This is a genomic window from Campylobacter upsaliensis, from assembly GCF_900637395.1.
GTDB classification, from domain to species: domain Bacteria; phylum Campylobacterota; class Campylobacteria; order Campylobacterales; family Campylobacteraceae; genus Campylobacter_D; species Campylobacter_D upsaliensis.
The window spans coordinates 303,510-330,430 of the sequence record NZ_LR134372.1 but is presented as its reverse complement, the minus strand read 5'-3'; the positions used below and the strand labels follow the sequence as shown (position 1 = coordinate 330,430).

General features: G+C 34.9%; 31 protein-coding genes. 13 read left to right on the top strand and 18 right to left on the bottom strand.

Annotated features, from left to right (window positions below; genetic code table 11):
• Position 1 precedes the first annotated feature (1 nt).
• The 16 genes from nuoK to EL158_RS01640 form a co-directional block, all read right to left on the bottom strand.
• Positions 2–298, bottom strand: coding sequence for an NADH-quinone oxidoreductase subunit NuoK (gene nuoK / locus EL158_RS01715; RefSeq protein ID WP_004276128.1), 297 nt, complete (start codon positions 296–298; stop codon positions 2–4).
• Positions 295–813 carry an NADH-quinone oxidoreductase subunit J gene (locus EL158_RS01710; RefSeq protein ID WP_004276862.1) on the bottom strand — a complete coding sequence of 173 codons (519 nt, stop codon included), beginning with the start codon at positions 811–813 and terminating at the stop codon, positions 295–297. Before EL158_RS01710 ends, nuoK begins: the two co-directional genes overlap by 4 nt.
• On the bottom strand, positions 813–1,463 hold the full coding sequence (nuoI, locus tag EL158_RS01705; RefSeq protein WP_027303910.1) for an NADH-quinone oxidoreductase subunit NuoI: 651 nt from the start codon (positions 1,461–1,463) through the stop codon (positions 813–815). The genes EL158_RS01710 and nuoI overlap by 1 nt, the downstream gene beginning before the upstream one ends.
• Positions 1,464–1,471: 8 nt before the next feature.
• Positions 1,472–2,470, bottom strand: coding sequence for an NADH-quinone oxidoreductase subunit NuoH (nuoH, locus tag EL158_RS01700; protein WP_027303909.1), 999 nt, complete (start codon positions 2,468–2,470; stop codon positions 1,472–1,474).
• Positions 2,463–4,922, bottom strand: coding sequence for an NADH-quinone oxidoreductase subunit G (locus EL158_RS01695; protein ID WP_027303908.1), 2,460 nt, complete (start codon positions 4,920–4,922; stop codon positions 2,463–2,465). The genes nuoH and EL158_RS01695 overlap by 8 nt, the downstream gene beginning before the upstream one ends.
• Complete coding sequence (locus EL158_RS01690; protein ID WP_004276858.1) at positions 4,919–5,602, bottom strand: hypothetical protein; 684 nt, start codon at positions 5,600–5,602, stop codon at positions 4,919–4,921. The genes EL158_RS01695 and EL158_RS01690 overlap by 4 nt, the downstream gene beginning before the upstream one ends.
• Entirely contained in the window at positions 5,599–5,826 is a 228-nt protein-coding gene (locus EL158_RS01685) for an NADH-ubiquinone oxidoreductase subunit E family protein (protein ID WP_027303907.1), read from the bottom strand. Before EL158_RS01685 ends, EL158_RS01690 begins: the two co-directional genes overlap by 4 nt.
• The gene (nuoD, locus tag EL158_RS01680; protein ID WP_027303906.1) at positions 5,823–7,049 is read right to left on the bottom strand and encodes an NADH dehydrogenase (quinone) subunit D; all 1,227 of its coding nucleotides are present in this window, start codon (positions 7,047–7,049) and stop codon (positions 5,823–5,825) included. Before nuoD ends, EL158_RS01685 begins: the two co-directional genes overlap by 4 nt.
• Position 7,050: 1 nt before the next feature.
• Positions 7,051–7,845 carry an NADH-quinone oxidoreductase subunit C gene (locus EL158_RS01675; protein ID WP_164715682.1) on the bottom strand — a complete coding sequence of 265 codons (795 nt, stop codon included), beginning with the start codon at positions 7,843–7,845 and terminating at the stop codon, positions 7,051–7,053.
• Positions 7,842–8,345, bottom strand: a complete 504-nt coding sequence (locus tag EL158_RS01670; protein WP_004276137.1) for a NuoB/complex I 20 kDa subunit family protein — start codon at positions 8,343–8,345, stop codon at positions 7,842–7,844. The genes EL158_RS01675 and EL158_RS01670 overlap by 4 nt, the downstream gene beginning before the upstream one ends.
• A complete protein-coding gene (locus EL158_RS01665) occupies positions 8,327–8,716 on the bottom strand; it encodes an NAD(P)H-quinone oxidoreductase subunit 3 (protein WP_004276853.1) in 390 nt (129 codons plus the stop codon). The genes EL158_RS01670 and EL158_RS01665 overlap by 19 nt, the downstream gene beginning before the upstream one ends.
• A gap of 113 nt (positions 8,717–8,829) precedes the next feature.
• Positions 8,830–9,486, bottom strand: a complete 657-nt coding sequence (locus EL158_RS01660) for an ABC transporter ATP-binding protein (protein ID WP_027303904.1) — start codon at positions 9,484–9,486, stop codon at positions 8,830–8,832.
• Positions 9,479–10,315, bottom strand: coding sequence for an ATP-binding cassette domain-containing protein (locus EL158_RS01655; RefSeq protein ID WP_232008212.1), 837 nt, complete (start codon positions 10,313–10,315; stop codon positions 9,479–9,481). Before EL158_RS01655 ends, EL158_RS01660 begins: the two co-directional genes overlap by 8 nt.
• Positions 10,216–11,001, bottom strand: coding sequence for an ABC transporter permease (locus EL158_RS01650; RefSeq protein WP_027303902.1), 786 nt, complete (start codon positions 10,999–11,001; stop codon positions 10,216–10,218). Before EL158_RS01650 ends, EL158_RS01655 begins: the two co-directional genes overlap by 100 nt.
• Entirely contained in the window at positions 10,998–11,939 is a 942-nt protein-coding gene (locus EL158_RS01645) for an ABC transporter permease (protein WP_027303901.1), read from the bottom strand. Before EL158_RS01645 ends, EL158_RS01650 begins: the two co-directional genes overlap by 4 nt.
• Positions 11,939–13,471 (bottom strand): ABC transporter substrate-binding protein, encoded by a 1,533-nt coding sequence (locus EL158_RS01640; RefSeq protein ID WP_051529122.1) that lies wholly within the window; start codon positions 13,469–13,471, stop codon positions 11,939–11,941. Before EL158_RS01640 ends, EL158_RS01645 begins: the two co-directional genes overlap by 1 nt.
• 155 nt (positions 13,472–13,626) lie before the next feature.
• On the opposite strand from EL158_RS01640, the gene dba reads away from it, so the two are divergent.
• The 4 genes from dba to EL158_RS01620 are packed head-to-tail and all read left to right on the top strand — an operon-like array spanning position 13,627 to position 17,383.
• Positions 13,627–13,794 carry a disulfide bond formation protein Dba gene (gene dba / locus EL158_RS01635; RefSeq protein WP_027303899.1) on the top strand — a complete coding sequence of 56 codons (168 nt, stop codon included), beginning with the start codon at positions 13,627–13,629 and terminating at the stop codon, positions 13,792–13,794.
• A 9-nt stretch (positions 13,795–13,803) separates the two neighbouring features.
• Positions 13,804–15,330, top strand: coding sequence for a disulfide bond formation protein DsbI (dsbI, locus tag EL158_RS01630; protein WP_027303898.1), 1,527 nt, complete (start codon positions 13,804–13,806; stop codon positions 15,328–15,330).
• 38 nt (positions 15,331–15,368) lie between these two features.
• Positions 15,369–16,208, top strand: coding sequence for a glycerophosphodiester phosphodiesterase family protein (locus EL158_RS01625; RefSeq protein WP_027303897.1), 840 nt, complete (start codon positions 15,369–15,371; stop codon positions 16,206–16,208).
• On the top strand, positions 16,208–17,383 hold the full coding sequence (locus tag EL158_RS01620) for a replication-associated recombination protein A (protein WP_027303896.1): 1,176 nt from the start codon (positions 16,208–16,210) through the stop codon (positions 17,381–17,383). Before EL158_RS01625 ends, EL158_RS01620 begins: the two co-directional genes overlap by 1 nt.
• Here EL158_RS01620 and EL158_RS01615 read toward each other — a convergent pair.
• Complete coding sequence (locus tag EL158_RS01615; protein WP_027303895.1) at positions 17,376–18,473, bottom strand: Mrp/NBP35 family ATP-binding protein; 1,098 nt, start codon at positions 18,471–18,473, stop codon at positions 17,376–17,378. The two genes, EL158_RS01620 and EL158_RS01615, sit on opposite strands and share 8 nt — an antisense overlap.
• Positions 18,474–18,577: 104 nt before the next feature.
• Here EL158_RS01615 and EL158_RS01610 point away from each other — a divergent pair, with 104 nt between their 5' ends.
• The 6 genes from EL158_RS01610 to prfA all read left to right on the top strand — a co-directional run bounded on the left by EL158_RS01610 (position 18,578) and on the right by prfA (position 23,637).
• A complete protein-coding gene (locus EL158_RS01610; RefSeq protein WP_027303894.1) occupies positions 18,578–19,693 on the top strand; it encodes a bifunctional 2-C-methyl-D-erythritol 4-phosphate cytidylyltransferase/2-C-methyl-D-erythritol 2,4-cyclodiphosphate synthase in 1,116 nt (371 codons plus the stop codon).
• On the top strand, positions 19,693–20,592 hold the full coding sequence (locus EL158_RS01605) for a DNA-binding transcriptional response regulator (protein WP_027303893.1): 900 nt from the start codon (positions 19,693–19,695) through the stop codon (positions 20,590–20,592). Before EL158_RS01610 ends, EL158_RS01605 begins: the two co-directional genes overlap by 1 nt.
• The gene (locus EL158_RS01600) at positions 20,570–21,727 is read left to right on the top strand and encodes a sulfate adenylyltransferase (protein ID WP_027303892.1); all 1,158 of its coding nucleotides are present in this window, start codon (positions 20,570–20,572) and stop codon (positions 21,725–21,727) included. The genes EL158_RS01605 and EL158_RS01600 overlap by 23 nt, the downstream gene beginning before the upstream one ends.
• Position 21,728: 1 nt before the next feature.
• Positions 21,729–22,229 carry a phosphatidylglycerophosphatase A family protein gene (locus EL158_RS01595; RefSeq protein WP_027303891.1) on the top strand — a complete coding sequence of 167 codons (501 nt, stop codon included), beginning with the start codon at positions 21,729–21,731 and terminating at the stop codon, positions 22,227–22,229.
• A gap of 76 nt (positions 22,230–22,305) precedes the next feature.
• A complete protein-coding gene (gene rpsT / locus EL158_RS01590; protein WP_004276151.1) occupies positions 22,306–22,569 on the top strand; it encodes a 30S ribosomal protein S20 in 264 nt (87 codons plus the stop codon).
• A complete protein-coding gene (gene prfA, locus EL158_RS01585) occupies positions 22,570–23,637 on the top strand; it encodes a peptide chain release factor 1 (RefSeq protein ID WP_027303890.1) in 1,068 nt (355 codons plus the stop codon). It abuts the gene before it with no gap.
• A gap of 164 nt (positions 23,638–23,801) precedes the next feature.
• Here prfA and EL158_RS01580 read toward each other — a convergent pair whose 3' ends face one another.
• Positions 23,802–24,089: an EexN family lipoprotein gene (locus tag EL158_RS01580; RefSeq protein ID WP_027303889.1), complete on the bottom strand. Its 288-nt coding sequence runs from the start codon at positions 24,087–24,089 to the stop codon at positions 23,802–23,804.
• Between the two features lie 170 nt (positions 24,090–24,259).
• Here EL158_RS01580 and EL158_RS01575 point away from each other — a divergent pair, with 170 nt between their 5' ends.
• The 3 genes from EL158_RS01575 to EL158_RS01565 are packed head-to-tail and all read left to right on the top strand — an operon-like array spanning position 24,260 to position 26,885.
• Complete coding sequence (locus EL158_RS01575) at positions 24,260–25,216, top strand: 4Fe-4S dicluster domain-containing protein (protein ID WP_027303888.1); 957 nt, start codon at positions 24,260–24,262, stop codon at positions 25,214–25,216.
• On the top strand, positions 25,213–25,887 hold the full coding sequence (locus tag EL158_RS01570; protein WP_027303887.1) for a cytochrome b/b6 domain-containing protein: 675 nt from the start codon (positions 25,213–25,215) through the stop codon (positions 25,885–25,887). The genes EL158_RS01575 and EL158_RS01570 overlap by 4 nt, the downstream gene beginning before the upstream one ends.
• The gene (locus EL158_RS01565) at positions 25,887–26,885 is read left to right on the top strand and encodes an SLAC1 anion channel family protein (RefSeq protein ID WP_027303886.1); all 999 of its coding nucleotides are present in this window, start codon (positions 25,887–25,889) and stop codon (positions 26,883–26,885) included. The genes EL158_RS01570 and EL158_RS01565 overlap by 1 nt, the downstream gene beginning before the upstream one ends.
• Positions 26,886–26,921 lie beyond the last annotated feature (36 nt).

Sequence of the window (26,921 nt, the reverse complement as noted above, 5' to 3'; positions counted from 1 at the left end):
ATTAATTCTCCACTTCTTTCAAACTTTTTAATTCTAAAGTGCCTGTTTTTCTATACCAAAGCACACACAAAGCCACGCCCACAGCCACTTCAGCTGCAGCAATTGCCATAACAAAAAGGGCAAAAACTTGTCCGTTAAGGTCATTATGCGCTTTTGAACCAGCAATAAGAGCTAAATTTGCGGCATTGAGTAAAATCTCACTCGAGATAAAAAGCATAATTAAATTTTGTCTTCTTAAAATACCTACAAGTCCTATAATAAACATTAATAAAGCCACAAAAAGATATTTTTCTATCATTGCTTTTCCTTAATAAGTTCTTTATGTGTTAAAACAATTGCACAAACAAGAGCAATTAAAAGTAGAAGGGCTACAAATTCAAAAGCTAGTAAATATTTAGAAAAAATTGCAAAGGCAAGTTGTTTATTTAAATCAAATAAGGCTGTGTCAATAAATGGTAAATCTACATTTACGGAGTTCAATTTAAAACTCATAAGACTTGCAAAAAGTCCTACCAAACTAAGACCGATTAAAGCAAAAAAACTTTTTTTAAATTTCAATCTTTCTTTAAAATCTTTCGAAGCGTCAAAAAACATCATCGCAAAGCTATAAATTCCAAGCACAGCTCCACTATAAACGATGATTTGTATCGCACCTAAAAATTCCGCATCAAGCATAAAATAAAAGCTTGATAAAAATACCATTCCTCCAGCTAAAGCCGAAAGAGAATAAAGCATATTTTTACTCAAAACAGCGACTAAGAAAAAGCCCAAAATAAGCACAGAAAAAACTATAAAGGATAATTGTTCTATCATTATGCTTCTCCTTTAGGTAGTGCGCAGTTTGTATCATCGCACAAATCTTGCTCTCTTTTTTGCAAAATTTCATAATATTGAGGCGTTTTTTTCACAAAATTATCCGCATCTTTTCTAAGGCTACCAGCACCCTCAAATTCGACTTGATTTTTAAGCTTATCAATAGGCGTTAAAAAGTCTTCTTTATAGCCAAAATAAGATCTTTGTTCAGCTGCATTTTCATATTCTTTCCCATGGACAATGGCAAGCTCAGGACACACTTCAGCACAAAAACCACAATAAATACAACGCCCTAGATTAATACTATAATTATTCGCTTTCTTGCGTCCCTTTTCATCAAGGGATGTTTCCATTCTTATGCAATTACTAATGCAAATTTTCTCACAAAGCCCACATCCTATACATCTTTCATTTTCACTTTCTATAAAACGCATAAGTCTATGCACGGCACGGTAGCGATTGTCTATTTGAACCTTTTCGAAAGGGTATTTAATGGTCGCTGAATTACCCTTTTTAAGCAATTCACGCATCACAACCCACAAGCCCACGAAAAGCTCAAGCTTTACGCTGCGTTTTAAGGCTCTTGTTATTTTTTCCCAAGTGTTTTGAGGATTTCTTCTTTTTTCATCAACCAAATAATAATTTTTCATCATCGCTCCTAAATTAATACAAACAAAGCAGTGATTAAGAGATTTAAAACCGCTAGAGGGATTAAAATCAAGTAGCACATTTTCATTACTTGGTCGGGGCGAAGCTGCGGAAAAGCTGCCCTAGCCCAAAAATACCAAAAGAAAATAAAGCTTGATTTTAAAATCATCATAATCCAATCCGGAATAAAATAAAAATCATTAAATCCACCCAAAAATAAAAGTGTGATTAAAATCGCCCCTGCTATCATCGAAGCATATTCACCGATAAAAAACATACCCCATCGAAGCCCAGAATACTCCGTGCCATAGCCAGAAACAATATCCGCTTCATTTTCAGTCAAACAAAGGGGGGTGCGATTTGTCTCTATAAAAAGGGCGATGACAAAAAGCACAAAGGCTAAGGGTTGCTTAAAAATAAGCCACGATAAAATGCCATCATTTTGATAATTATTGATTTCAATCAAAGAAAAAGATCCCACAAGCATCACCACAGCAATTAAAGCTAAAGCCCCTACACTCTCATAAGAAATAATCGCCACCAAAGCCCTTGCACCGCCTATGATAGAATATTTATTATGACTTGCAAGTCCGCCCAAAAAAATAGCATAAAAACAAAGCCCTGAAGTGCCGATGACAAAGAGTAAAGCTACATTAATATCAGCTATAATAGGGCGTATCGTGTGTCCAAAAAGCGTAAATTCGGGAAGCATTGGAATCGCTGCTAAGGATACAAAGGCACAAATAGCAGCAATTAAGGGTGCAATGGCAAAGATAAGTTTTTGAGAATTTGATGGGATAATATCTTCTTTGGTGAAAAGTTTTATCATATCTGCCACAAGTTGAATAAGTCCAAAAGGACCGACCATATCAGGTCCGATTCTTCTTTGAAAATAAGCCAAAACCTTTCTTTCAGCATAGGTCGCAAACCCTGCTAAAGTCGCAAAAACAGCCAAAACAAACAAGCATTTAATAACGCTTTCTAAGATGAAAAATCCTAGCTCACTCATCGATTCCCCCTATTTTCTCTAAATTTGCTCTCAAAACTCTTTCTTCAAAAAAACTTAAAGTGTCAATTTTCTCATCAAAATAAGGCAAATAGGCTACTCCAGTCAAATCTTTATCTATCCTAACGCTCAAATTTAAATCCTTATTTTCCAATTTAAGCTTAATTAAATCCTTATCGCCTACATCAAATTTAAGCGCTAAATCCTCACTAAGCCCCAAAAAAATCGCTTCATTTAAGGCACTTGCACGATTAGAAAAACGACCAAATTGATAGCTAGGATTTGCACTATAAAGCAAAAAAGAATTTTCTAAGTCTAAAGCCTTAAATTCAGGCTCTTCGTAACTTAAATTTGGCGTTTTTTCATAATGAGATAAATCAAGCAAATAGCCTCTTTGATTCTCTCCGCCATTCGTGTAAAAATTATCCAAATGATCAAAATGGATAGGAGAAAAACCCTTATTAATAGGAAGCTTTTGCGTATAATTAATGCTAAATTCCTCATCAAAGCCTAAAGCATTTGCCACATCGTTTAAAAAATAGCCTTCAAATTCTAAAGCGGCATTTGTTGGGACGATTCTTTTATCAAAATTAACAAAAGTGCCTTCTTGCTGATTAAGGCTTGAGCTTGCCAAATCACAATGCTCTTCATAAGAAAAGCTAAAATCTCCTCTTTCGTTATAACCTAAAATTTCACCATCTTGTGGTTCTTTATCCAAATCGCAAATCAAAGCTACACCTAAAGTATTTGTATGTGTAGGGTTTAAAAATACCTTAAAAGGTGTTGTTTTTTGAATAAGAGCAAGTAATTTTGCAAGCTTTTTTGCCTTTTTACTGAAATAAAAATCACTTCCCACAACTAAAGTAAAATGCGATTTTTTAAGCAACAAGTCTTCCATTTTATCCTCATCAAACTCCAAATTTTTAGCAAAAAGACTACGCTTTATAGGGATTTTTTTCTTAATCTTTTTTGTAATGTTTTTCTTCACTTCTTTTTCTATACTCTCACCCGCTTCGTTTGTTTCACTTATCATTTCGCTTACTTCTTCGCTAACGCTCTCCTCAATCTCCTTTTCCTCCTCGATAAAAAAGGAATTTAAGCGTTCTTTAAGCGTTTCGTCTGTGCTAAATTTTTGAAGTAAATAATAAAGAATTTGCTCCTCTTCTCCACTTTTATGTGTATGAGAAAGAAAATTTTTAGAATATTTTTCCACGCCCTTATCTTTGAAAAGATGAAAATAAAGTCCGGCACCCTTATTCATCACTAAGGCATTATTGATTTTATAACTTAAACTTGGAGCATCATAACGCAACAAAGTCCCAACCACAACGATAAAATCACTTTTTGCTATATCCTCACTATTTGCCATATAAAACTCACCGGCATTTTGGTTAAATTCCTCCAAGAATTCCTTAAATTTCAAAGCTTCATCATTAAGCAAACGAAGATTAAATTTTTTCTTTAAATTTTGCAAAATTAAAGCTTCTTCATTTGTAATAAAGCTGTTAAATTTAATATTTTTAATCACACCATTTTGAATTTTTTCACATAAAAGCTTGAAGGCTTTTTCATCTTTACAGGCTTCATTTTGTGTATCATATCCATATCTTGCAGCCTTATTTAAACTAGCAAAGGAAAAATCGTTACTCACTCTATAAATTTTAGGCTTTTGCACAGCTATACCACTTTGCTTAATGTCATAATAAAGCAATTCGCAATCACTTGAGTGTGGATTAGAAGCAGGGATGCGTTTAAGCTCCCAAATATTTGAAGTGTATTGAAATTTAGCTCCTATTAAAGCACCAGTAGGACAAACGCTCGTGCATTCTCCACAGCTTGAACACTCAAGCTTATCTCCAGTTGCTGGAGCAATGAGACTTTTTTGAAATTTCGTCCAAATCGCATAAGCGTCCTTTCCCATACTCTCTTTAAAAGTCGCATCCACAGCAACTCCGCCTCTTGGAGTCGTTTTTAAGGCACTTTCGCCGATTTTATCCTTACACACAGTAACGCAACGCTCGCACACTATGCAAAGTGCAGGATCGTAATTGATAAAACCCCATTCTTTATGTGGCTTATGCGTATCTTGAATCCAGTGTTTTTGGATATTAACTCTTGCTTTATGCGTGAAATTTTGTAGCTCACATTCGCCCGATTTATCGCAAACTCCACATTGCAAAGGATGATTAATGCAGTATGCTTGCATAATCTCATTTCTCTCCTCCCATAAAGAGCCCAAATCACTCTCTACAACCATACCGTCTTTAGCCTTAGTGTTACAAGAATAAACCTTTTTTCCATCAGCTTCAACCATACACATACGACAAGCCAAAGTTGCACTACAACCTGAAAGATAGCAAATGGCAGGGATAAAAATGTCATTTCTTCTTGCGATATTTAAAATTGTTTCTCCATCGCTAAATTCGCATTCTACGCTATTAATTTTCACTTTCATCCTAATTCCTTTAGCCTAATTTTTACAAAATTTTCCTTCGCATTTTCATAATTTAAAAAAGCTATTGTTCCTTGCAAATTTTCATCTAAAATAATCTTAGTTTCTATCTTTAAATTCTCGCCACAAAGCTCGACTAGAGCTTCATTTTGACACTTAGCAATTGATAAAAATTGCTTTGAAGCGTGAAGAATTTTATCCTTTAGGGGTGCGTTAAAAAGCACTAAGCCATCATAATTATCAAGCTCTTTTAACTTTGTCAAAACAGCCTCACTAAAATCCCATTTTACGCCCTCACTATCCAAAAGCTCCAAATGAAATTCCTTGCTTAAAAAATTTAAAAAATATTTAATATTTTCATAATCTTTGTGTTTTTTAAACCCCACATCAAAGATTAAGGTCTCAAATTCTTTAAGATATTTAAGCACTTCTAAAGCCTCGTCTTCTCCAAAACAAGACTCCGCACTCAAATAGCCCTCATCTAAAGCTTCAAATTCCAAAGCTTTATGTAATTTGCAAAGAAGAGCCAAAACAAAACTCACGCTTTCAATCTCACATTTATAAAATCTCGCCTTTAAAGCCTTATCTTCAAGGCAAGAAATATTAATGCTCTCTTTTTCCAAATTCTCGCACAAAGAAGGATTTTTCAAAGAAAGCATATCAACAAAGCAAAGAGCTTTCATATTTTGACCTTTTTAATCACTATACTCCAATCCACCTCATTAAATTTCAAGGAATTTAAAAGTTCGCAATTTTGCTCCCTCACAAAAGAAAAGCTTTTTTCAACCGCACTGAAATCACCTATTTCAAACATCACGATAAGAACTTCACCTTCTTTAGCCTCGCGAATAACAAGAGTTAAATCTGCAAAAAAATCCTTGCTATTTCTCAAATCCACCCGTCTCATCTATCTATCTCGCCCAAAACAATATTTACATTACCCATAATCGCCACAACATCAGCCAAATAGCTTCCCACAAGCATCTCTTCAAAAAATGCACAATGCCAAAAGCTCGGCGTTCTCGCCTTTAAACGATATGGACGACCCGTACCATCACTATGGATAAAAAAGCCAAGCTCGCCCTTAGGACTTTCAGTTGGCACATACACCTCGCCCTTAGGAGGCTTAAGCCCCTGCGTAACAAGAACAAAATGTTGCATTAAAGAATAATTTTGCGTCATAATCTGCTCTTTTGAAGCACTCACATACTCAGGGTGATTTGCCAAAATTTCAGGCGGAGTATCCTTATAAAGCTTAACACACTGCGTTAAAATTTTAAGACTTTCTCTAAATTCTTGCATATAAACTTTATATCTTGCGTAAGAATCGCCCTGAGACGCATAAGGCACACCAAAATCCACCTCATCATAAAGCAAGTAAGGCTCTTCTTTGCGAATATCATAGCACACTCCACTTCCACGAAGCATCACGCCAGAACAACCCCAATTCATCGCCTGCTCTTTGGTAACAAGTCCAACATTTTCTGTTCTTAAACGCCAAATTCTATTATCATCTAAAAGCGCTTCATAATCTTTCACATCGTTTGGAAATTTCGCACAAAAAGCCAAAAGTTCGTCCAAAAAACCATCAGGCAAATCAAGCATCACTCCACCAATACGCATTGAAGAGTGAGTTAGCCTAGCTCCACAATATCTTTCTATCAAATCAAGCACATACTCACGCTCTCTAAAACAATACAAAAATACACTCATCGCCCCTATATCCAAGGCGTGTGTAGCGAGCCAAAGCAAATGCGAGGCAATGCGGTTAAGCTCTAAAAGTATCATTCGAATCACAGCCGCACGGCGTGGAATTTCAAGCCCACAAAGTTTCTCAACTGCCGCACAGTAAGCATAATTATTTGCCGAAGCGGCGATATAATCCATTCTATCGGTCGTTGGGATAAATTCTTGATAAATCATATTTTCCGCCATTTTTTCCATGCCGCGATGCATATAACCTATGCAAGGACGCGCTTTAGTAACTTGCTCCCCATCAAGCTCTAAGATAAGGCGTAAATTTCCATGAGCGGAGGGGTGCTGAGGACCTAGATTAATAATCATCTTAGCATCATCTCTCTCAAAAGCGATATTTTCATAATAAGGTTTTAATTTACTAGGAATTTGCATTTTAACGCCTTTTATCCAAAATTTTAGCCTGGTCGCGTTTGACTTTTTTGACAAAAGCTACGCCACTTTCTTCTTGATATTCTTGTTTGAAAGATTTTTCATTTTGCAAAGCACCCTTTTGCGTTTCGTGATAAAGCCTTGAAAAATTAAGCGTGTCTTTATCATCGGCAAAGCCCGGATCCCTCTGCTCTTTACCTACCACTTCGCGATATTCTTTACCAAAAATTTTATCAATTTCATACCATTTTGCAAATTCATCGCCTTGTAAAGGATAGCTCTTTAAAAAAGGATGTCCAAACCAATCATCAGGCATTAAAAGACGCTTTAAATTAGGATGCCCTACGATAAAAATACCAAACATATCATAAATTTCTCTCTCGCTCCAATTAGCTCCCTTAAACACACTTGCGACACTTTGCACCCTTTCCTTAACACCGACAAAGGTTTTTACACGCACTCTTAGTTTTTGCTTTAAATTTAAAAGCTGATAAAAAAGCTCAAAGCCCTTTTTCGTAGCAATAAAATCAATAGCACTTGCTTCAGTGAAGACTTCAAAACCCAAGCCCTTAAGTAGGGTCAAAGCCTTGAGATTATCCTCCTTTTGAATTTCTATCACCCAAAAATCAAGCTCCACAAAAGAAGTTTTAAGCTCGAGCTCTTGTTTTAATAAAGACTCAAATTCCTTAAAAGCGCTTTCTTCAACGGGTAATTTTTGAGTATGCGGAGCGTGGTAAAATCTATCTTCATAATAATTTTTTAATTGAGCGTTTTTTTTATCGCTATATTTTCTCATCACACAAGCCTTTTAGGTGGAATTTTACGCGAAGCTTTTTCTTTACGAATTTTTTTCTGCAAAATCATAAGGGCAAATTGAAAGCTCTCAGGTCGCGGTGCGCAGCCTGGCACATAAATATCCACAGGGATAATCCTATCCACACCTTGCACAGTGGAGTAAGTGTTAAACATACCGCCCGTATTTGCACAGCTTCCCATAGAAATCACCCATTTAGGATCAGGCATCATATCATAAAGGCGGCGTGTAAATTCGGCGTGTTTTTTGCAAAGTGTGCCTGCGATTATCATCACTTCACTATGGCGTGGCGAAGCCCTAAAAATAGTCCCAAAGCGGTCAAAATCATACCTTGAACCTCCCGCTGCCATCATTTCAATCGCACAGCAAGCCAAGCCATAAGATAAAGCCCATAAAGAATTGCTTCTACCCCATTGCACAAGTTTATCCACACTTGTCAAAACCACAGGCAAACCACTCGCATAATTTACTTGATGCTCTGCCATCTAAAGCCTCCTTTTTTGTATGCGTATAAAAATCCTACCGCCAAAAGTGCGAGAAAAATAACAATTTCCAAAAGTCCAAACCAACCCAAATCTCTAAAAATCAAAGCCCAAGGAAATAAAAAAACAACCTCAATATCAAGCAAAATAAAAATTAACGCGAAAACAAAAAATTGAGAATTAATTTTATTAGCCTGTTTAACAGGGATGGGACCACACTCATAAATTCCAAGCCCAAGTCTTTTGCGATTACGAGCGGCGAAATGGTTACCGATTTTAGAAGCTAAAAAAACCAAGCCAAAAAATATCACACACGATAAAACAAGCATTATAAAAATGCCTAAATAAGGGTGCTCCACACTCATATGAGTCATTTATTTTCCTTAAATTCAAAAGTAATTTATAAAAATTTTACATAATTTTTCTAAAATCAAAACTTATATAAGAGTAAAAAACTACGAATTTTTTATTTTAACTTAAACTAAAATTAAATAAAATATTTTTTGCAGTCAAATTTTCTAAAAAATTCTTCTTGATGTGTGATGAAAATATAAGAAATGGCGTTTTTTTCTTGATATTCTTTTAAAAATTCAACAATTTTAACAATATTTAAAATATCTAAAGCACTCGTTAGCTCATCTAAAATCAAAATTTTAGGACGCAACAAAAAAGCCCTTAAAAGTCCTACTCTACTGGCTTCTCCTCCGCTTAATTGTGTCGATTTGAGTGCAAAAATTTCTTCTTTTAAATTCAATTTTCCCAAAAGCTCTTTTAAAAAAACCTCATCTTTCTTCAAAGCAAAATTTTCCCACACATCATTTATAAGACTTTTAATCTTTCTATAAGGATTAAGAGCTAATTTTTGATCTTGAAAGACATATTGCACCTCTTTTTTAAAATGTAAATTTTCACCCAAATGCATACTTTTCCCCCTATACAAAACCTCCCCAAAGCTAGGTTTTTCCAAACCACAAAGCACCCTAGCCAAAGTGCTTTTACCTGCTCCACTCTCACCACTTATAAGCAAATTCTCGCCTAAATTTAAGCTAAAATTAACATTTTCAAAAATACTTCTTTGCTCTTCTTTAAGATACCAGTGGCGTTTTAAAGGATAATTTTTAGCCAAATGACGCACTTCAAACATTAAATTCCCTATAAGCTTTAAGCCACGCATTTTGTGAATTTAAAAACTCTTGCACCTCAAACTGCTTCGCGCTTCCTTTTTCAAATAATAAAAGCTCATCACACAAAGAAAGTAAGTTAAAATCGTGCGTGATAAGTATAAGTTTTAAACTTTTTTGCAAATTTTTTAAAAGTGCGATTAATTTTTGCTCATTTTCTTTATCAAGCGAAGCAGTAAGCTCATCGCAAATTAAGTATTTTGGGGAGCTTGAAAGAGCTAGAGCTAATTGTATGCGTCTTGCCATACCTGTGCTAAACTGATGCGCAAAAGAGTGCCATAAAAGTTCCAAGTCTTTTAATCCTAGCATTTGCATACATTGAAAAGCTTTGCTTTTACGCTCTTTTGCATTTAAATTTGTGTGTGTTTTTAAAACGATGTGAAAAAGATCTCCCAAATTAAGATAAGGATAAAAGCTATTTTGTGCGTCCTGAAAAATTAAAGCAACTTCACTTCTAAACTCTCGCAAGGCTTTCTTTTTAAGTTTGGTAGGGTTTTTTTCATTAATCAAAAATTGCTTGGCTTCTAAACGATAATTTTGAGAAAATAAAGCAATTAAAGCCCTAGCAAATAGACTTTTGCCACTCCCACTCTCGCCCATAATCGCCAAATGTTTTCCTTCTTGTAAATTTAAAGAAATATCTCTTAAAAGTCTTATATTTTCATAACTTAAATTTAATTTTTCTAAATAAATCATAAGCTCACACCAAAATATTTTCTTAAATACGCACTTAAGGCTAAAAGCGGCAAGATAAGAATAAGTAAAGCTAAAAGCGGATAAAGAACAATCCACCAAGCTCCTATAAAAACAGCCTTTGACGCTTCGTTTAGAATATTTCCTAAACTGGCGATTTCAAAATCAAGTCCTAAACCAAAAAAACTCAAAGTTGCCTCTGTGCTAATAGCATGCACAATATTAAGCACAAAAAGCACAGATAAAAGTGAAAAGCAAGGCGGTAGCAAGTCCTTAAAAAACGCCTTAGTTTTTGTGCTTCCAAGCACTAAGGCTGCTTGATAAAATTCCAAATTTTCAAGCCTTTTTAACTCACTTGCAAAAAGTTTCGCTACAAAACTCCAATGCGTTAAGGCTATTATTAAAATCATACTCAAATCATTCCCCCTCATAAAACCCGAAAAAAACATCATCAAAAGCAAAAAAGGTAAGGCTAAAAACATATCAAGCAAACGCATAAAAAAAGTATAAAAAAATAATCTTGCCACAAAGACATAAAAAAGTGCCAAAACTAAGATCAAAAAAGAGCTTAACAAGCCTATAAAAAAAGAAGTTTTAATGCCATAAAGTATGCGTGTAAATAAATCTCTACCTAGCATATCCGTGCCTAAAATGTGCTTTAAATTAGGAGCAATATAAATTGCATTAATATCACCAAAATGTGGGTCATAGGAGCTAAACAAAGGCGTAAAGAAAGCTAATGAAAGTGCTAAAAATAAAGGACTTAAAAGATAAAAAATTTTCAATTGATGCCCCTTAAGCGAGGATTAAGAAATAAACAAATTAAATCAGCCAAAAAGGTAAAAAATCCCGCTAACAAAACGCTAACAAAAACCAAAGCTAAAACCACAGGATAATCCTTAAAAATAATACTTTCAATCATTAAATTCCCAAGTCCTCCATAAGCAAAAACACTCTCCACCACATAAGCACTCATCATAAAGCTTAAAGCACAAGCTCCAAAATATGAAATAATAGGACTTAGAGCGTGTTTTAATGTAAAGTGTAAAATAATTCTTATTTGACTAAGACCTCTTGCATAAGCACTCAAAATAAAGGGCTTTTCATAGCTTTGATAAAGCGAAGTTTTAGCCACTTGCATAAAAACGGCTAAATGAGATAAAACTAAAACACAAACAGGTAAAATTAAATGATTAATTCTATTTAAAATATCATCTTCAAAGCCTATATCTGTGGTGCCTGAGCTTGGTAAAATTTGCAAAAATACCGCAAAAAACAAAATAAAAACTAAAGATAAGGCAAAAGAAGGTAGAGCAAAAAAACTCATACTAAGGATATGAATTAACTTTTCTAAGAGTGAATTAGGATAAAGTAAGCATAAAATTCCAAGTGTTAAAGAAGCTAAAAATAAAACAAAAAACGCACTCAAGCTTAAAATAAGCGTATTAAAAAAGCGTTCTTTAATAAGACTTACAATTTTCTCGCCGTGGATTAAGGATACGCCAAAATCCCCCCTTAAAGCTTTAAAAAGCCAAGAGCTATACTGCTTTAATAAGGGCTTATCTAAATCAAAACTTTTTTCAAGGCGTTCTTTCGCCTCCAAGCTTATGGCATTTGTGCCTTTTGCATAGGCTATGCTTCCCTTACTAAAATAAAGCATACTAAAACATAAAAAGGTGCTAAAAAAAGCGATAAATACCACAAAAATGAGGCGTTTAAACACTAATTTTGACTCCACTCATAAATATTCCAAGTAAAGCCTACGCCGTGATGTCCTAAAATTCGTGGCTTAATCCCCTTTAAATTCGCCTTATAAACCAAAGCAAAATCCAAATAAGTTAGAAAAATAAAGGGCGGATTTTCATAAAGAGCGTTAATAAATTGGACATAATATTTTTTTCTTTCTTGAGGATCTAGTGAATTTCTTGCTTTTTCTAAAGCTTCATCGGCATTTTTGTCATTATAATGCCCAAAATTCCAGCCTGAAGAATTTTTATTTGTATCTTGTGAGCTTTCAAACACTCTATAAGTATGAAAGTCAGGGTCATACGGACTGCCCCAGCCTATTAAAAAACTATCAACTTTAGAATAATCAAAGCTTCCAGCAGGTTTAGCCACGACCTTAACTTCCACTCCAAATTTCTTAAATTCACTTTGTAAAATTCCAGCCAAACTCACGCGTAATGGGTCATTGCTCATCGTATAAATGTCAAAACTTAGAATTTTGCCATTTTTTGCATACAAGCCTTTTTCATTTTTCTTAAAACCTGCTTTTTGCAAAAGCTCATCAGCTTTTTTTACATCATAAGTATAGCTTTTAAATTCCTTAGGTGCTGCCCAAGAATTCTCTAAGGGATGTGAGGCGATGAAGCCGTATCCGTGTAAGATATTATCAACAATGGCTTGTTTATTAACTGCATAATTTAATGCTAAGCGGACATTTTTATCTTTTAAAAATTCATTTTCCAAATTAAACATTAAAGCCCTATAATCAGCCGATTTTTCTCTTAAAACCTTAAATTTTTTATCATTTTCAAAGCTTTTTAATAAAGAAGAGTCAATCAAAGCTGCATCAATCTTACCATTTTTAAGCTCCACAGCAACGACATTTGCATCGTTAATATGCCTTAAAATCAGTCTTTTACTCTTCACTTTTCCTAAATGAAAATTTTCATTTGCGACCAAACTGACATACTCGCCTTTTTTCCATTTTTCAAATTTAAAAGCGCCTGTGCCGACTGGATTTTGATTAAATTCACTTGTGCTTAAATTTTCATTTTCAAGCAAATGAGAAGGAAGCATACCAGCACTTAAAGAGTCCAAAAAGCCGACAAAGGGACGCGAAAGTGTGATTTTGATCTTATAATCACTTAAAATTTCTATCTTTTCAATATCCTTAAAATTGACATAAATTTCGGCATTATTTTGAGGATTTTTAAAAGCTTCAAGGCTAAATTTCACATCTTTAGCACTAAATTTAGCCCCATCGTGCCACAAAACATCATCTCTAAGCTCAAGCTCATACACTAAGCCGTCCTTGCTAATGCTCCAAGACTTTGCTAAATCAGGCTTTGCTTTCATATCTTCATCAAAGCGAATTAAACCCGAAAAAATCAAACCTATCACCGCATCATGATCCTCACTATAAGCGGGATTGATTTTAGACGCTTCATTTTCCACAGCTACGATGAGCGTATCTTTTGGACTTGCCCATAAGGCACAAATAAAGCATAAAATTAACGCAATAATTCTCATAAAAATTCCTTGAAAAATTTATGCGATTATAAAATAATTAAAAATTCCTTACAAGCCTATGGGGGGGTTAAATTTATGAAAAAATTATAAAAATTTAATTTTTTCTTATGTTTCTTTCTATAAAATTACGCTTTTTATTTTTCAAAGGAGACAAAATGGAGTTTTTAGAACTTTTACTTGTTTTAATTGCCCTTGTTTTAATCCTAGCAAAACCAGAAAAAGAAAAACTTGCTTTTGGTTTAGTGATGGTATCTTGGGCTATTATGATTTTTTATTATGTTGGACACAAGTCCAGTGCGTTTTTGACAATTATGAACTTATAAGGGATAAAAATGTGTGAAATCAATAAAACAAAAAATTTCTACACTTTAATGTGTTTAGCAGGCTTTTTAATCATACTTTTGCCTGTTGGTATTGCAAATTTAATTTTTGGTTATGTTTTAAAGGATAGCCCTTGCACACTTTGCTGGGGACAAAGAGAAGCGATGATTTTCATCGGCGTTATTGCTCTTTTTATCGTGCGTTATGGACTTAAGGGCAAATATTTGGCGGCTCTTTTGATTATGACAGCTTTTGGTCTTTATCAATCTTTCGCCCATTTTGGTAATCACGCTCACAGAGACTTAGATCAAGGCTTTGGCTTGGCTGTGTTTGGAATTCATACTTATTTTTGGGCTGAAGTTGTCTTTTGGGCTGTGGTGCTTATTTTGGGCGTGATTTTTGCTTTTGCACCGAAATTTAGTGCATTTGAGACAGAAATGGCAGGGGAAAAATTTAGACAATGGACTAAATTTAGTTTTGTCGCTGTTTTAATCAGCACTTTCATCGTAGCCTCTAATGTTTTTCAAGCTTTTGTTAGCACGGGTGTGCCTCCTTATGTTGGGCAAGGAGACCCTGTAAGATTCACTCTTAATCCAAAATACATCATTTGGAGCGATAAAGGCTGGAGCGGCTTATGGCAAAATATCTCTTTCTTAGGAAAACGCGATGTGAAAGCTCCCGATTATGCTTTCGCTCCTGCAAGTGAGAAACTAGGCATTGTTTTTGACAATGATAGCCAAAACTCTCCTTTTACAAAAATTGATGAAGATTTAAAAATCGTAAGTGAGCAAAATATTAGCTTTGATAAGCCAATTAACACGCTTGATTTTATAGGTGGGGAATTTGTGGCAAGTTCTAAATTTGATGTAGCATTTATGGACGAAAATTTTAATATCAAAAGTGCTTTTGAGCTTGACCCTTACTTCTCAGCGACTATTGATCCTATCATAGGCATTATTCCTTATATGCAAGATAAATTCTTACTTATGGGTTCAAATAAATCTTTCTTAAGATTTGCTAAAAATGAAAACGCCGATGAAGTTTTGCAATATGCAGATTTTATCAAAGGAGCGGATAAATTTGAAGGACAAGGCAAGGATTTAGGTCGTGGCAGACTTGATACAGTGCGTGCGAAATTTCACCATGTCGCTAGTATGACAAATGATGCAAATTACCTCTACCTAGCCACAGTGCCAAATAACAAAAACGCAAAAGACTTCATCATCTCTAAAGTTTCTCTAAAAGATAGAGTTCTTTCAGGCGAATTTAGTCCAAAAGCAGCACTTAAAGAAGGTAAAACTTTGGGTGATTTATATGTAAGCTCTATGGCGTTTAAAGATGGTAAAATTTACGCTTTAAGTAAAAATCATAATGTTATAGCCGTTATAAATCCTTCAAAAGAAGAGATTGTAAAGGTAATAGCTTATCCAAACACCATCACCAATGCAAGAAGCTTATTTTTTAAAGAAGGCAAGATTCACATTTTATCCTATCAAGATGGAGAAAATAAGCTTTATGTTTTAGAACAAAAATCCTAAATTTTTTAGGATTTTATACAAAATTGTAAGGAAATTTGATGAAAATAGTTTTGTATGTTTTAATGTTGGCTTTAACTTTATCGGCAAATCCACTGCTTGTTGCACATCGTGCTGGCACAGCTGATGCACCAGAAAATACACTTGCAGCAATTAAACTTGCTTTAAAAAACAAAGCCGATGTGATTTGGATTAGCGTGCAGCTGAGTAAGGATAAAAAATTCGTCCTTTATCGTCCTAGCGATTTGAGTGCCTTAACAGATAAGCAAGGTAAAATTTCTCAATTTGATGCCAAACAACTTCAAAACATTCATATTACAAAATCCCCAGCTAATAAAGCTATTTATAGTAATGACAAGCTTTATATTCCCTTGCTTGAAGAGGTTTTAAAGCAGTTTCCGCGAACGCAATTTTATATCGACCTTAAAAGTCCCGACGCCAACGATAAAGAGCAAGCTAAAATTTTGTTAGAACTTTTGAAAAAAACGAAGAGTTTGGATAGAGTGCGACTTTATTCCACTGAAGATAATTATATACTTGCTTTAAGTAAAGAAATACCAAGCTTTGCAACTAGAGGTGCAACTCGTAAAAAACTAGCCGATGTAAGTTTGACACATTTTTGCAAGGCAGAAGAGCAAGAAAATGTGTATTATGGTTTGGAACTTGAAAGAGCGGTTAAGGTGGTTGAGAAATTTACTCTAGGAGAGGGCGTGAGTGAAACGACTCTTACTTGGGATAATGAAGCTATGGAGTGTTTTGGACAAAATGAGGGCAAGGTGATACTTTTTGGCATCAACACTCCTCAAGCTTATGAAAAAGCAAAAGTGCTAAAAGCCGATGGCGTGATGGTAGATAGTCCTAGTTTATTTAAAGATAGGTGATGCCTTTAACCTTACAATTACGCCCTCAAAATTTAGATGAAATTTTAGGACAAAATGATTTGGTGGAAGTTTTTAAACGCTTCATTGCGATGCAAAAACTTCCCCATAGTCTCTTTTTTGGCGTAGCTGGCTCTGGTAAAACAAGCTTTGCAAGAGTGGTGGCTAAGGAATTTGGCTTAGATTTTTATGAATTTGATGGAGGAAATTTTAAACTTGAAGAACTAAGAAAAATCTTAGAAAACTATAAAAATAGCCTCTATAAACCCCTCATTTTCATCGATGAGATTCATCGTCTTAGCAAAACCCAACAAGAAATGCTTTTAATCCCTATGGAAAATTATCGTCTTATTTTAATCGGTGCAAGCACGGAAAATCCTTATTTTGTCCTAAGTCAAGGCATAAGAAGTCGTAGTATGCTTTTTCATTTTAAAGCTTTAGGCGTGGAGGAATTAGAGCTTTTGTTAAAAAAAGTGCAAAAAAACCTTAATTTCACGCTTGATGATGATGCTAAGGACTTTTTGCTTAAAAGTGGCGATGCAAGATCTATGCTTAATTTAATCGAATTTGTGCTTGTTTTAGAGCAAAAGCACATTAATCTTAAAAATCTTAAAAAACTTAGAAACACCACAAATAGCGAAGGAGTAAGCTCTAAAGATACGCACTATCTTTTAGCAAGTGCTTTGATAAAAAGCCTTAGAGGCAGCGATGTCGATGCGGCACTTTACTATCTTGCAAGGCTTATTGATGGGGGAGAGAGTGCAGATTTTATCGCGAGGCGTTTAGTGATATTTGCCAGTGAAGATATAGGAAATGCCGATAGTAAGGCTCTTATCTTAGCAACTTCGACACTTGAAGCGGTTAAAAATATAGGCTATCCAGAAGCTAGAATTATTTTAGCACAATGCGTCATTTATCTAGCTAGTGCTATGAAGTCAAATTCCAGCTATAAAGCCATTAATGAGGCATTGCATTTCGTAAGAAATAATCCACCTCTACCAATCCCAGCTTACTTAAACAATAACGCTCCACAAAGCAAGGATTATCTTTATCCACACGACTTTGGAGGATATGTCGAGCAAAAATACCTCAGCCAAGCCCTTAAATTCTACTATTCTAAAGGCATAGGCGAGGAAAAAATTTTATTAGAAAATTTACGAAAATTAAAATCTAACTAGAACAAGCGCTTTTGCCGTTCATCACAGGCTGAATCGCCGCATTATCACTACTGCCATTTTTTTGGATAAAATCCCAAAGCTTTTGTGCCGCCTCAGCGTAGCGTTTCGCACTCACACTTTCACTTTGATAAAAGCTCACAGGCTTACCCTCATCGCCACCCTCTCTTACACTCATCTCAAGAGGAATTTGTGCTAAAAGCTCACAGCCGTAAAGCTCTGCCATAGCTTTAGCATTACCCTTGCCAAAAATTTCATACTCTTTGCCATTATCAGGACATAAAAAGCCACTCATATTTTCTATCACTCCAGCTATGGGGATATGAAGCTTTTGAAACATATCTAAAGCTCTCTTGCTATCATCTAAAGAAACAATTTGCGGAGTAGAAACGCACACACCAGCGTTAATAGGAATACTCTGTGCGGAGGTAATTTGCGCATCGCCCGTTCCAGGAGGCATATCTAAAAATAGCACATCAAGCTCAGGCCACAAAACATCGCTTAAAAGCTGCTCCACCGCTTTCATTATCATCGCTCCACGCCACATAAGCCCTTGCCCCTCTTCTATCAAAACGCCCATACTCATCATATAAATTCCGTGTGTTAAAATAGGTCTTAATTTCGCTCCCACGACTTCAGGTTGAGTGCCGACTTCTCCTAGCATTCTTGGGATATTAGGTCCATAAATGTCCGCATCGACTATACCCACCTTTAAGCCCATTTTCGCCATAGAAATAGCCAAATTCAAAGCGGTAGTGCTTTTACCCACACCTCCCTTACCACTTGAAACCATAACGAAATTTTTAACCTGTGGAGCGACATTTTTCCCACTTTTTGAATTGCTTTTTTCTTCTTCGATTTGTGGTTGTAAAATTTCTAGCTTAATGTCCTTTAAATTAAGATCTTTTAAGACTTCATCAATATCCTTTCTCAAAGTATCCGCTATGCTAGGATTTGCGGCGACTATCTCAAGCTTTATGTAAGCCTTTTCATCGTCTGCTCTGATTTCTTTGACAAAGCCATAACTCATAATATCCTTTTCAAAATTAGGATATTTCACTCTAGCTAGTCTTTCTTTAATCTTTTCTATCATCATTTCTCCTTATGCTTAATAAAATAAATTTTACTCTTAAAAAGTTAAAAATTAGCTTCTTAAAGTGTATAATATAGTAACATAAGAATTTGCAAGGAGTAAAAGTGTCAAATATAAGCTTAATTATGCTCGCAGCTGGAGATTCTACACGCTTTAATATGGGCGTAAAAAAACAATTTATCCGCCTAGGCGATGACCCCCTTTGGCTTTTTGCGACAAAAAATTTAAGCTCTTTTTATTCTTTTAAAAAAATAATTGTTACATCTAGTAACATTTCTTATATGAAAAAATTTGCAAAAAATTACGAATTTGTGCAAGGCGGAGCAAGCAGAATGCAGTCTTTAAAAAACGCTCTTGATTTAGTTGAAAGTGAATTTGTAATGGTAAGTGATGTAGCAAGGGTTTTAATCTCAAAAAATTTATTCAACCGCCTTTTAGAAAATATCCATAATGCAGACTGTATCACACCCGCCTTAAAGGTTTGTGATACCGCACTTTATGAAAATGAACAAAGTTTGCAAAGGGAGAAAATCAAGCTCATACAAACCCCGCAACTCTCCCGCACCGCCCTACTTAAAAAAGCTCTTCAAACAGGACAAGAATTCACAGATGATAGCACGGCTATCGCTGCTGTGGGAGGTAAAATTTGGTTTGTAAGTGGCGAAGAAAATGCGCGTAAAATCACCTTTAAAGAAGATCTTAAAAAGCTTAAGCTTCCTGCCCCTAGCAAGGATATTTTCACCGGAAATGGCTTTGATGTGCATGAATTTGGAGAAAAACGCGCTTTGCTTTTAGGAGGGGTTGAAATCCATCCTACAATAGGATTAAAAGCCCATAGCGATGGCGATGTCTTAGCACACGCTCTTAGCGATGCACTTTTGGGTGCTTCCTCGCTTGGAGATATAGGAGAGCTTTTTCCAGATACAGATTTAAAGTATAAAAATGCCGATTCTATGAAACTTTTAGCCCAAATTTACACGCAAATAAGGCAATACGGCTTCACTTGTGTTAATATCGACATCACAATCCTAGCACAAAAGCCTAAAATTGGCGATTTTAAAAAAGAAATAGCCAAAAATATCGCCCAAATTTTAGACCTTGATGAATTTAGAGTCAATGTCAAAGCCACCACCACAGAAAAGCTAGGATTTATAGGAAGAAGCGAGGGTATAGCCGTGCAAGCAAGTGTGAATTTAAAATATTTTGATTGGACTAAATAATGCGAGTTTTAATTATAGAAAATGAACTTTACTTAGCACAAAGTATAGCGATGAGGCTAAGTGATTTGGGATATAGTTGCGAAATTTTTAATTCTTATGATGAATTAATAGGGCAAAAAAACTATGAAATTGTTTTAATCTCCTCTAACACGCCAAATTTCTTAAAAGCTGTGGAAAAATTTAAAAACAACATCGTCATTTTGCTTATTTCTTACATTAGCACAGACACCGTTTCCACACCTTTGAAAATGGGGGCAAGCGATTATATACAAAAGCCTTTTATGATGGAAGAATTATTAAGAAAAATCAAACATCATCAAGATTTTAGACATCTTTTATTGCTTAATTCTACTTATCAAAACTATATCAAATCGCGTCTTAGTGCGGTAAAATTACCACATTTTTCATATAAAAAACTCAAACTCCCCCTTATCTTACAAACCAACAAGCAAAGCTACGCAGATGCTTTCGCTTTTTCCTATATGAACGAGTGTAATGTGGAACTTTGTTATGTCGATTTATCTGTGCCAAATTCTGTGGATAAGGTGATGAAGCTTGATTTAGAAAACAAAGTGCTTTTTTTAAGCCATTTTCAAATTTTAAAACATAATGAAAAAGAAAAACTTTTAGAATTTGTCAAAAATAAAGCTATTATTATCCATACACACAAAATTTGCGAACTTAATTTCGAAGAGCTTGGATTTCATTGTATCGATTTTAATCATGATGAAAAGGATATTAATAATAATGAAATTTTAACCATAGATGAATATATCAAGCACATTATTTTAAGCTATCAAAATGTTTTCGCAGACACAGAACTCTCCAAAAAACTTGGAATTTCACGCAAATCCTTATGGGAAAAAAGGAAAAAATATGAAATCAGTAAGAAAAAATAAAAGCATTAAGATTAATTCTAGTGAATTTGGCATACTTTCACTCATTAAGGAGGGATTACTAGGCTCTTGCTCACGCTTGATGAGTGAAAAAGAAAGTAAGCAAATTTTAAAAACGGGCAAATTTAAAAATGAAAGTTTTCCATACCCCTTAAGCTTCGCTCCAAGCGATTGTAGTATTTTGAAAGATTTAAAGTCTAAGGATTTGCTAGAGCTTGAATTAAACGGCGAAATTGTAGGGCATATTATTTATCAAGATAAATTCAAAGATGATAAAAATTTTATCAATATTTTTAATCCAAACATCTGCCCACTTAATAATGAAAATAGTTTTTACATCTATGGAGAAATAGAACTCTACCGCAATGAACTCTCCTTTTATAAACAAGAATTTAATCGCATTAAAAACGCACGAAATGCACAAAAAATCACCGCAATTGTTTCAAGCTTTGACCCACTTCATAGAGCACATGAAAGAATTTTTCGCTGGACCATTGATAAGGCTGATTTGGTAGTAGTTTTTCTCATAGAGTCCTATGAAGCAAATGGCTTTGAATTTGAGCTTAAAGAAAAATATTTACAAACTTTTATTCAAAATTATCTGCCAAAAGAATGCATTTTTGTCTTTCCGCTTAAAAATATTAATATTTTTCACGCACACCTAAATCCCGGGCTTGAAAGCATTATCGCAAAAAGTCTTGGCTGCACTAAGCTTGTCGTAGGGCAAAATCATAGCGGTTTGGGTATGTTTTACGATGCTAATCAACCCAAAAGCATTCTTGATGAATTTTCTAAAGATTATGGTATAGAAACGATTATTTTACCAGAATTTGTTTTTTGCGATCAATGCAAAATGATCGTCTCAACACGCTCTTGTCCGCACGGCACACATCATCATTTGCACTATAATGCCAATTCTTTAAAAGATTTACTAAGAGCTGGTATAATCCCTCCTGCTGTTTTTATGCGTAAGGAAATTTCAAGTCTTATCTTAAGCGCACTTTTTCCACAACGCCTTAAAAATTTACAGCAACTTTACCAAAATCTCTTCCCAACAGATGGGATTTTAGAAGATAAAAGCGATGAGGAATTTTACCAAAAACTTTTAGAAGTTCATCAAATGACTTATATGGTGTGAAATGCAAAGATTTTATTTAACCTTTTTTTATTCAGGAAGTGTGAAAAAAGCACCCGGAACCTTTGGCACTTTAGCGGCGATGATTCCTGCCTTTTTTGTGCTTAGATATTTAGGAGAACAAACACTTTTTTTACTTTCCATTTTGATTTTCATCGCTTCAATACGCGTGATTGATGATTATGAAAAAAAGACACAAAAACACGATGATAAACACATCGTCATTGACGAAGTGGCGGGAGTTTTTTTAGCTTGTGCTATTGCGGCAAGTGCAGAAAATTCACTTTTAAATTTCGTCTTAGCCTTTATCTTTTTCCGTTTTTTTGACATCACTAAGCCATCTATCATCGGCAAAATAGACAAAAAGGTCAAGGGTGGCTTAGGCGTAATGCTTGATGATATGTTAGCAGGGCTTTTTGCTGGGCTTTTATGTGCAGTGATTTACGGCTTTTTGCTTAAATTTAATCTAGTCGCTTGGGATATTTCTTTGAAAACTTTGTTTTAATTTTTACTTAAATTAAGTCTATTTTAACTTTTACTTTTATATAATCCTAGTTTTAATTTTAAGATAAGGAAATTTTATGGCAAATCACAAATCCGCCGAAAAAAGAGCAAGACAAACCATCAAAAAAACAGAAAGAAATAGATTTTATAGAACTAGACTTAAGAACATCACAAAAGCCGTTAGAGAAGCTGCTGCAAATAATGACAAAAACGCAGCTAACGAAGCTTTTAAAATCGCAAATAAAAGCATCCACGCTATGGTAAGTCGTGGCTTTCTTAAAAAACAAACTGCCGCACGCCGCGTGAGCAGACTTGCCCTTTTAATCAACAAAATCGCCTAAATGTTAGCGGAAAAATTACAACCCTTTCTCAAACGCTATGAAGAATTAAACACTCTTCTTAGCGATACAAAAATTATTAATGATATAGAAAAAATGACCTCTCTTTCCAAAGAGCAAAAAAATTTAGAACCCATAGTCTTAAAAACAAAAGATTATTTTAATACACTCACTCAAATTGAAGATAATAAAGCCCTTTTAAATGACCCAGAATTTAGCGAACTTGCTAAAGAAGAATTGAAAAATTTAGAAGAAGAAAAAATCAATTTTGAAGAAGAAATTAAAATCTTACTTCTACCTAAAGATCCAAACGATGAAAAAAATATCTTCCTTGAAATTCGTGCAGGGACGGGAGGGGATGAGGCATCCTTGTTTGTGGGAGATTTAGTCAAAGCTTACGCAAGATATGCGGATTTAAGAGGCTATAAGATTGAAATTGTTAGCTCAAGTGAGGGCAGTGCGGGAGGCTTTAAAGAACTTATTATGCTTGTTAAAGGCACAGGAGCTTACTCAAGGCTCAAATTTGAAAGTGGCACACACAGAGTGCAAAGAATCCCTCAAACAGAATCTCAAGGTAGAATTCACACCTCAGCCATCACAGTCGCCATTATGCCAGAGGTCGATGATATAGAAATTCAAATCAATCCAAACGACCTTAAAATCGATGTTATGCGTTCTTCAGGACACGGCGGACAAAGTGTCAATACCACAGATTCAGCCGTTCGTATCACTCACATACCAAGTGGCTTAGTTGTCGTCAATCAAGACGGCAAATCTCAACATAAAAATAAAGAAAGTGCGATGAAAATCCTAAAAGCGAGACTTTATGAAATGCAAGAAAGTGAAAGATTAGCCAAAGAAAGCGAGGCACGCAAGTCTCAAGTGGGAAGTGGCGATAGGAGCGAACGCATACGCACTTATAATTTCCCACAAAACCGCATTAGCGACCATCGCATTAATCTTACGCTTTATAGACTTGATGCCATTATGGAGGGAGGGCTTTTTGACGAGCTTATCGAGCCTTTAATCGCTCATCATCAAAGCGAAGCTTTGAAAGAGCAGAAATTATAAGCACTTTAAAAAATTGCATTTTACATACAGAAAAAGACTTTGTAGCATTAGATAAAATTAAGCCTTTAAAGATATAAAGGCTTAAAGTTCAGTAATCTTATCGCTTGTTCCTGTTTATCTAATGGCATTAATAATTTGTTCTATAACCTAGAGTTTGAAAAAATTCATTTGTTATCTCTATGTTTAAAATACTTTTTAATTTCTTCGTCTGTAAGTTTTTCATTTTGAAAATTTTGAAGTGATTTTGAGTATCGTGCCTTGTAAGCATTTGCACATTCTGTATTAGTTTTTGCAGAATTAGCGTTTTTATCGCATTCTTGTATTTTGGCTTCCAATTCTTTAGCATTTTTTGGATCTTCATAATATTGCACACTCTTTGGCTCTGAAGAACAAGCAGAAAATAAAGTGGCAACAATTGCACTAAGCAAACCTAATTTGATAACATTTTTCATTGTGTCTCCTTATGTATTAAAATATTTGTTATCATATAAGAAACATAAAGCAAAATATTTTTACATTACACATTTTATCTCGCCTTTAAAAGCCTTTTTTTGTAATAAAGTTACACACAAAGCACTTAAATTTACATACAATGCTAGAAATTATTTAAAAGGTTAGCATTATGCAAAGACGCAAATTTTTAAAATCCTTAGCATTAAGCCCCGTTTTAGTCGCTGGTGTAAATTTAGACTTTAGTAAGATTAAAGGCAAGGCTAGCATTATAGACCTAGACCGCTGCGATGGCTGCACTGGCTTTGATATGCCAAAATGTGTAAGTGCGTGTAAGGAGAAAAATGCGGCGCGTTTTCCTAAGCCTGTGGAAGAAATTCCTAATTATTTTCCGCGTAAAATCAATGAGGATTATTCACAAAAACAAAACGACATTTCCCGTTTAAGTCCTTATAACTGGACCTTTGTGGAGGCTGTGGAGGTGGATTCTAAAAAAATTTTTATTCCGCGTCGTTGTATGCACTGCGATGATCCTACTTGTCAAAAAATTTGCCCTTTTGGGGTGATTTCTAAGGATAAAAATAACGCCGTTAATATCGATGAGCATTTTTGCTTTGGTGGGGCAAAGTGCCGTGATGTCTGTCCTTGGGGGATTCCTCAAAGACAAGCTGGGGTTGGAATTTATCTTAAAATCGCTCCAAAATTAGCTGGTGGGGGTGCTATGTTTAAATGTGATATGTGTGCGGACTTACTCGCAGAAGGCAAAAAACCAGCTTGTGAAACACAATGCCCAAAAAATGCCATAATTTTTGACGACAAGGCTAAAATTTTAAATCTTGTCGAAAAGGCTAAAAAGCAGGGAAAATTCATCTATGGCGATACGCAAAATGGCGGAACGAGCACTTTTTACATTTCTTCTGTGGATTTTACCAAAATCGATGAAGCTATCGCTAAAAAATATGAAAATACCGGACAAGTAGGACGACCGCATATGAAAGTTAAGGTGGATAATTTCATCAATGAAGACTCCACTCTCATCAAAGGCGTTTTAACCGCACCTCTTGTAGGCGTAGTAGCTGGAGCTATCGCTGTGACAAAAGCTAGAAAAATAAAAAAGGAAGAGTTATGAAAAAAATTAAAAAAATGATATTGCGTCAAAGTCTGCAAAATCGTATCGTGCATTGGGGTGTGGCGGTAAGCACTTTTGCACTAATTATAAGCGGTATGTTTCAAATGCCCGTTTCAAAAAGATATATGATTAACGAATTGCCCCTAATGGCGTGGAGTGGGGACTATCATATCAGTCTTATAATGCACTATGTAGGGGCTTTTAGCCTCATTTTTTTCGTGGCGTTTCACTTATTTTTCCACATAGCTAGAGCGGAATTTGACATCTTTCCTAAAAAAGGCGACGGAGTAAAAAGTCTTAAAATTATCAAAGCTATGCTTTTTGGAGGAGTTGAGCCAAAGAGTGAGAAATATTTACCCGAGCAAAGATTGGCTTATTTTTTCATCGGGCTTGTTTTGCTTCTTTTAATTATCACAGGACTCATTAAAACGGCTAAAAATTTAGCGGGGTGGAATTTAAGCGAGGGGCTTTATTTTTGGAGTGCACAGCTACATAATCTTGGTATGATTTTAATTATTTTAGGGATTATAGGGCATTTAGCAGCTTTTATATTTAAGGCAAATCGCCCTCTTTTAGGGGCTATGTTTAGTGGCAAGGTCGATGCTAACTACATTAAAGAAAGACATAGTTTGTGGGAAGAAGGCGTTAAAATGGCAGATAAGGAGTCATAATGCAAGAAAATATCGAAAAAATTTCAAAACTTGCAAATTTTCCCATAGTTTTATTTGCTTCGGTTATGGGGATTGGAGGGCTTTCTCTTGCGTTTAAAAAAGCTAGTATGGCTTTTAATCATCAAGATTTTTTAGCGTGGTCTGCCTTTATTTTTGCGATTTTAGCATTGATTGTTTTTGCACTTTTATTTGTGTGTTATGGTGCGAAAATACTCTATCATTTTAAAGCTTTTAAAGAGGATTTCACACATCAAGTTAAGATTAATTTTCTCTCAAGTGTACCTATAAGTATGCTTATTATTACGGCGTTTTGGAGTGATTTTATCTCTAAGGAAAGTGGATTTTGGTGGGTGATTTTAGGAAGTTTTTATGTGGCGAGTGCTTTACAGCTTATTTTAAGCTTATATGTGATGAGTTTTTGGTTTAAAGAAAGTATGAAAAGCTCCTTGCTTTCTCCTGCGTGGTTTATCCCTGTCGTTGGAAATTTAATAGTCCCACTTAGCGGCGCTTTCATCAATGCCCCAAAAGATATGCTACTTTTTTTCTTTTCCATAGGGTGCTTTTTTTGGATTATTTTAAGTGCGATGATTATGCAAAGGCTTATTTTTGAGCAAAGTTTGGAGACTAAATTTATCCCTACGCTTTTTATTTTCATCGCTCCGCCTAGCATTTTTGTGCTAGATTTTCATAGTCTTTTTCAAACACATAGCATTTTAAGCTTAATGGTGTATTTTATAGCTTTATTTTTCGTGCTTTTATTAATCTTTTTAAGCAAAATTTTTAGCAAACTTAGCTTTGCTCCGTCTTGGTGGGCTTTTACCTTTCCTTTATGTGCTTTTAGCATAGCAAGTTTTGATTTATTTATCACTTATAAATTTAAGTATTTTTATGGATTTTTAGGGGTTTTAGCACTCATTTTAGCACTTTTTGCAGTCTTTTTCATCTCTTATAAAACCTTAAGAGCCGTAGCAAATGGTATGATTTTTAAGGAGCATTAAAAATTATCAAATTTTATGATAGTTTAAAAAGCTATG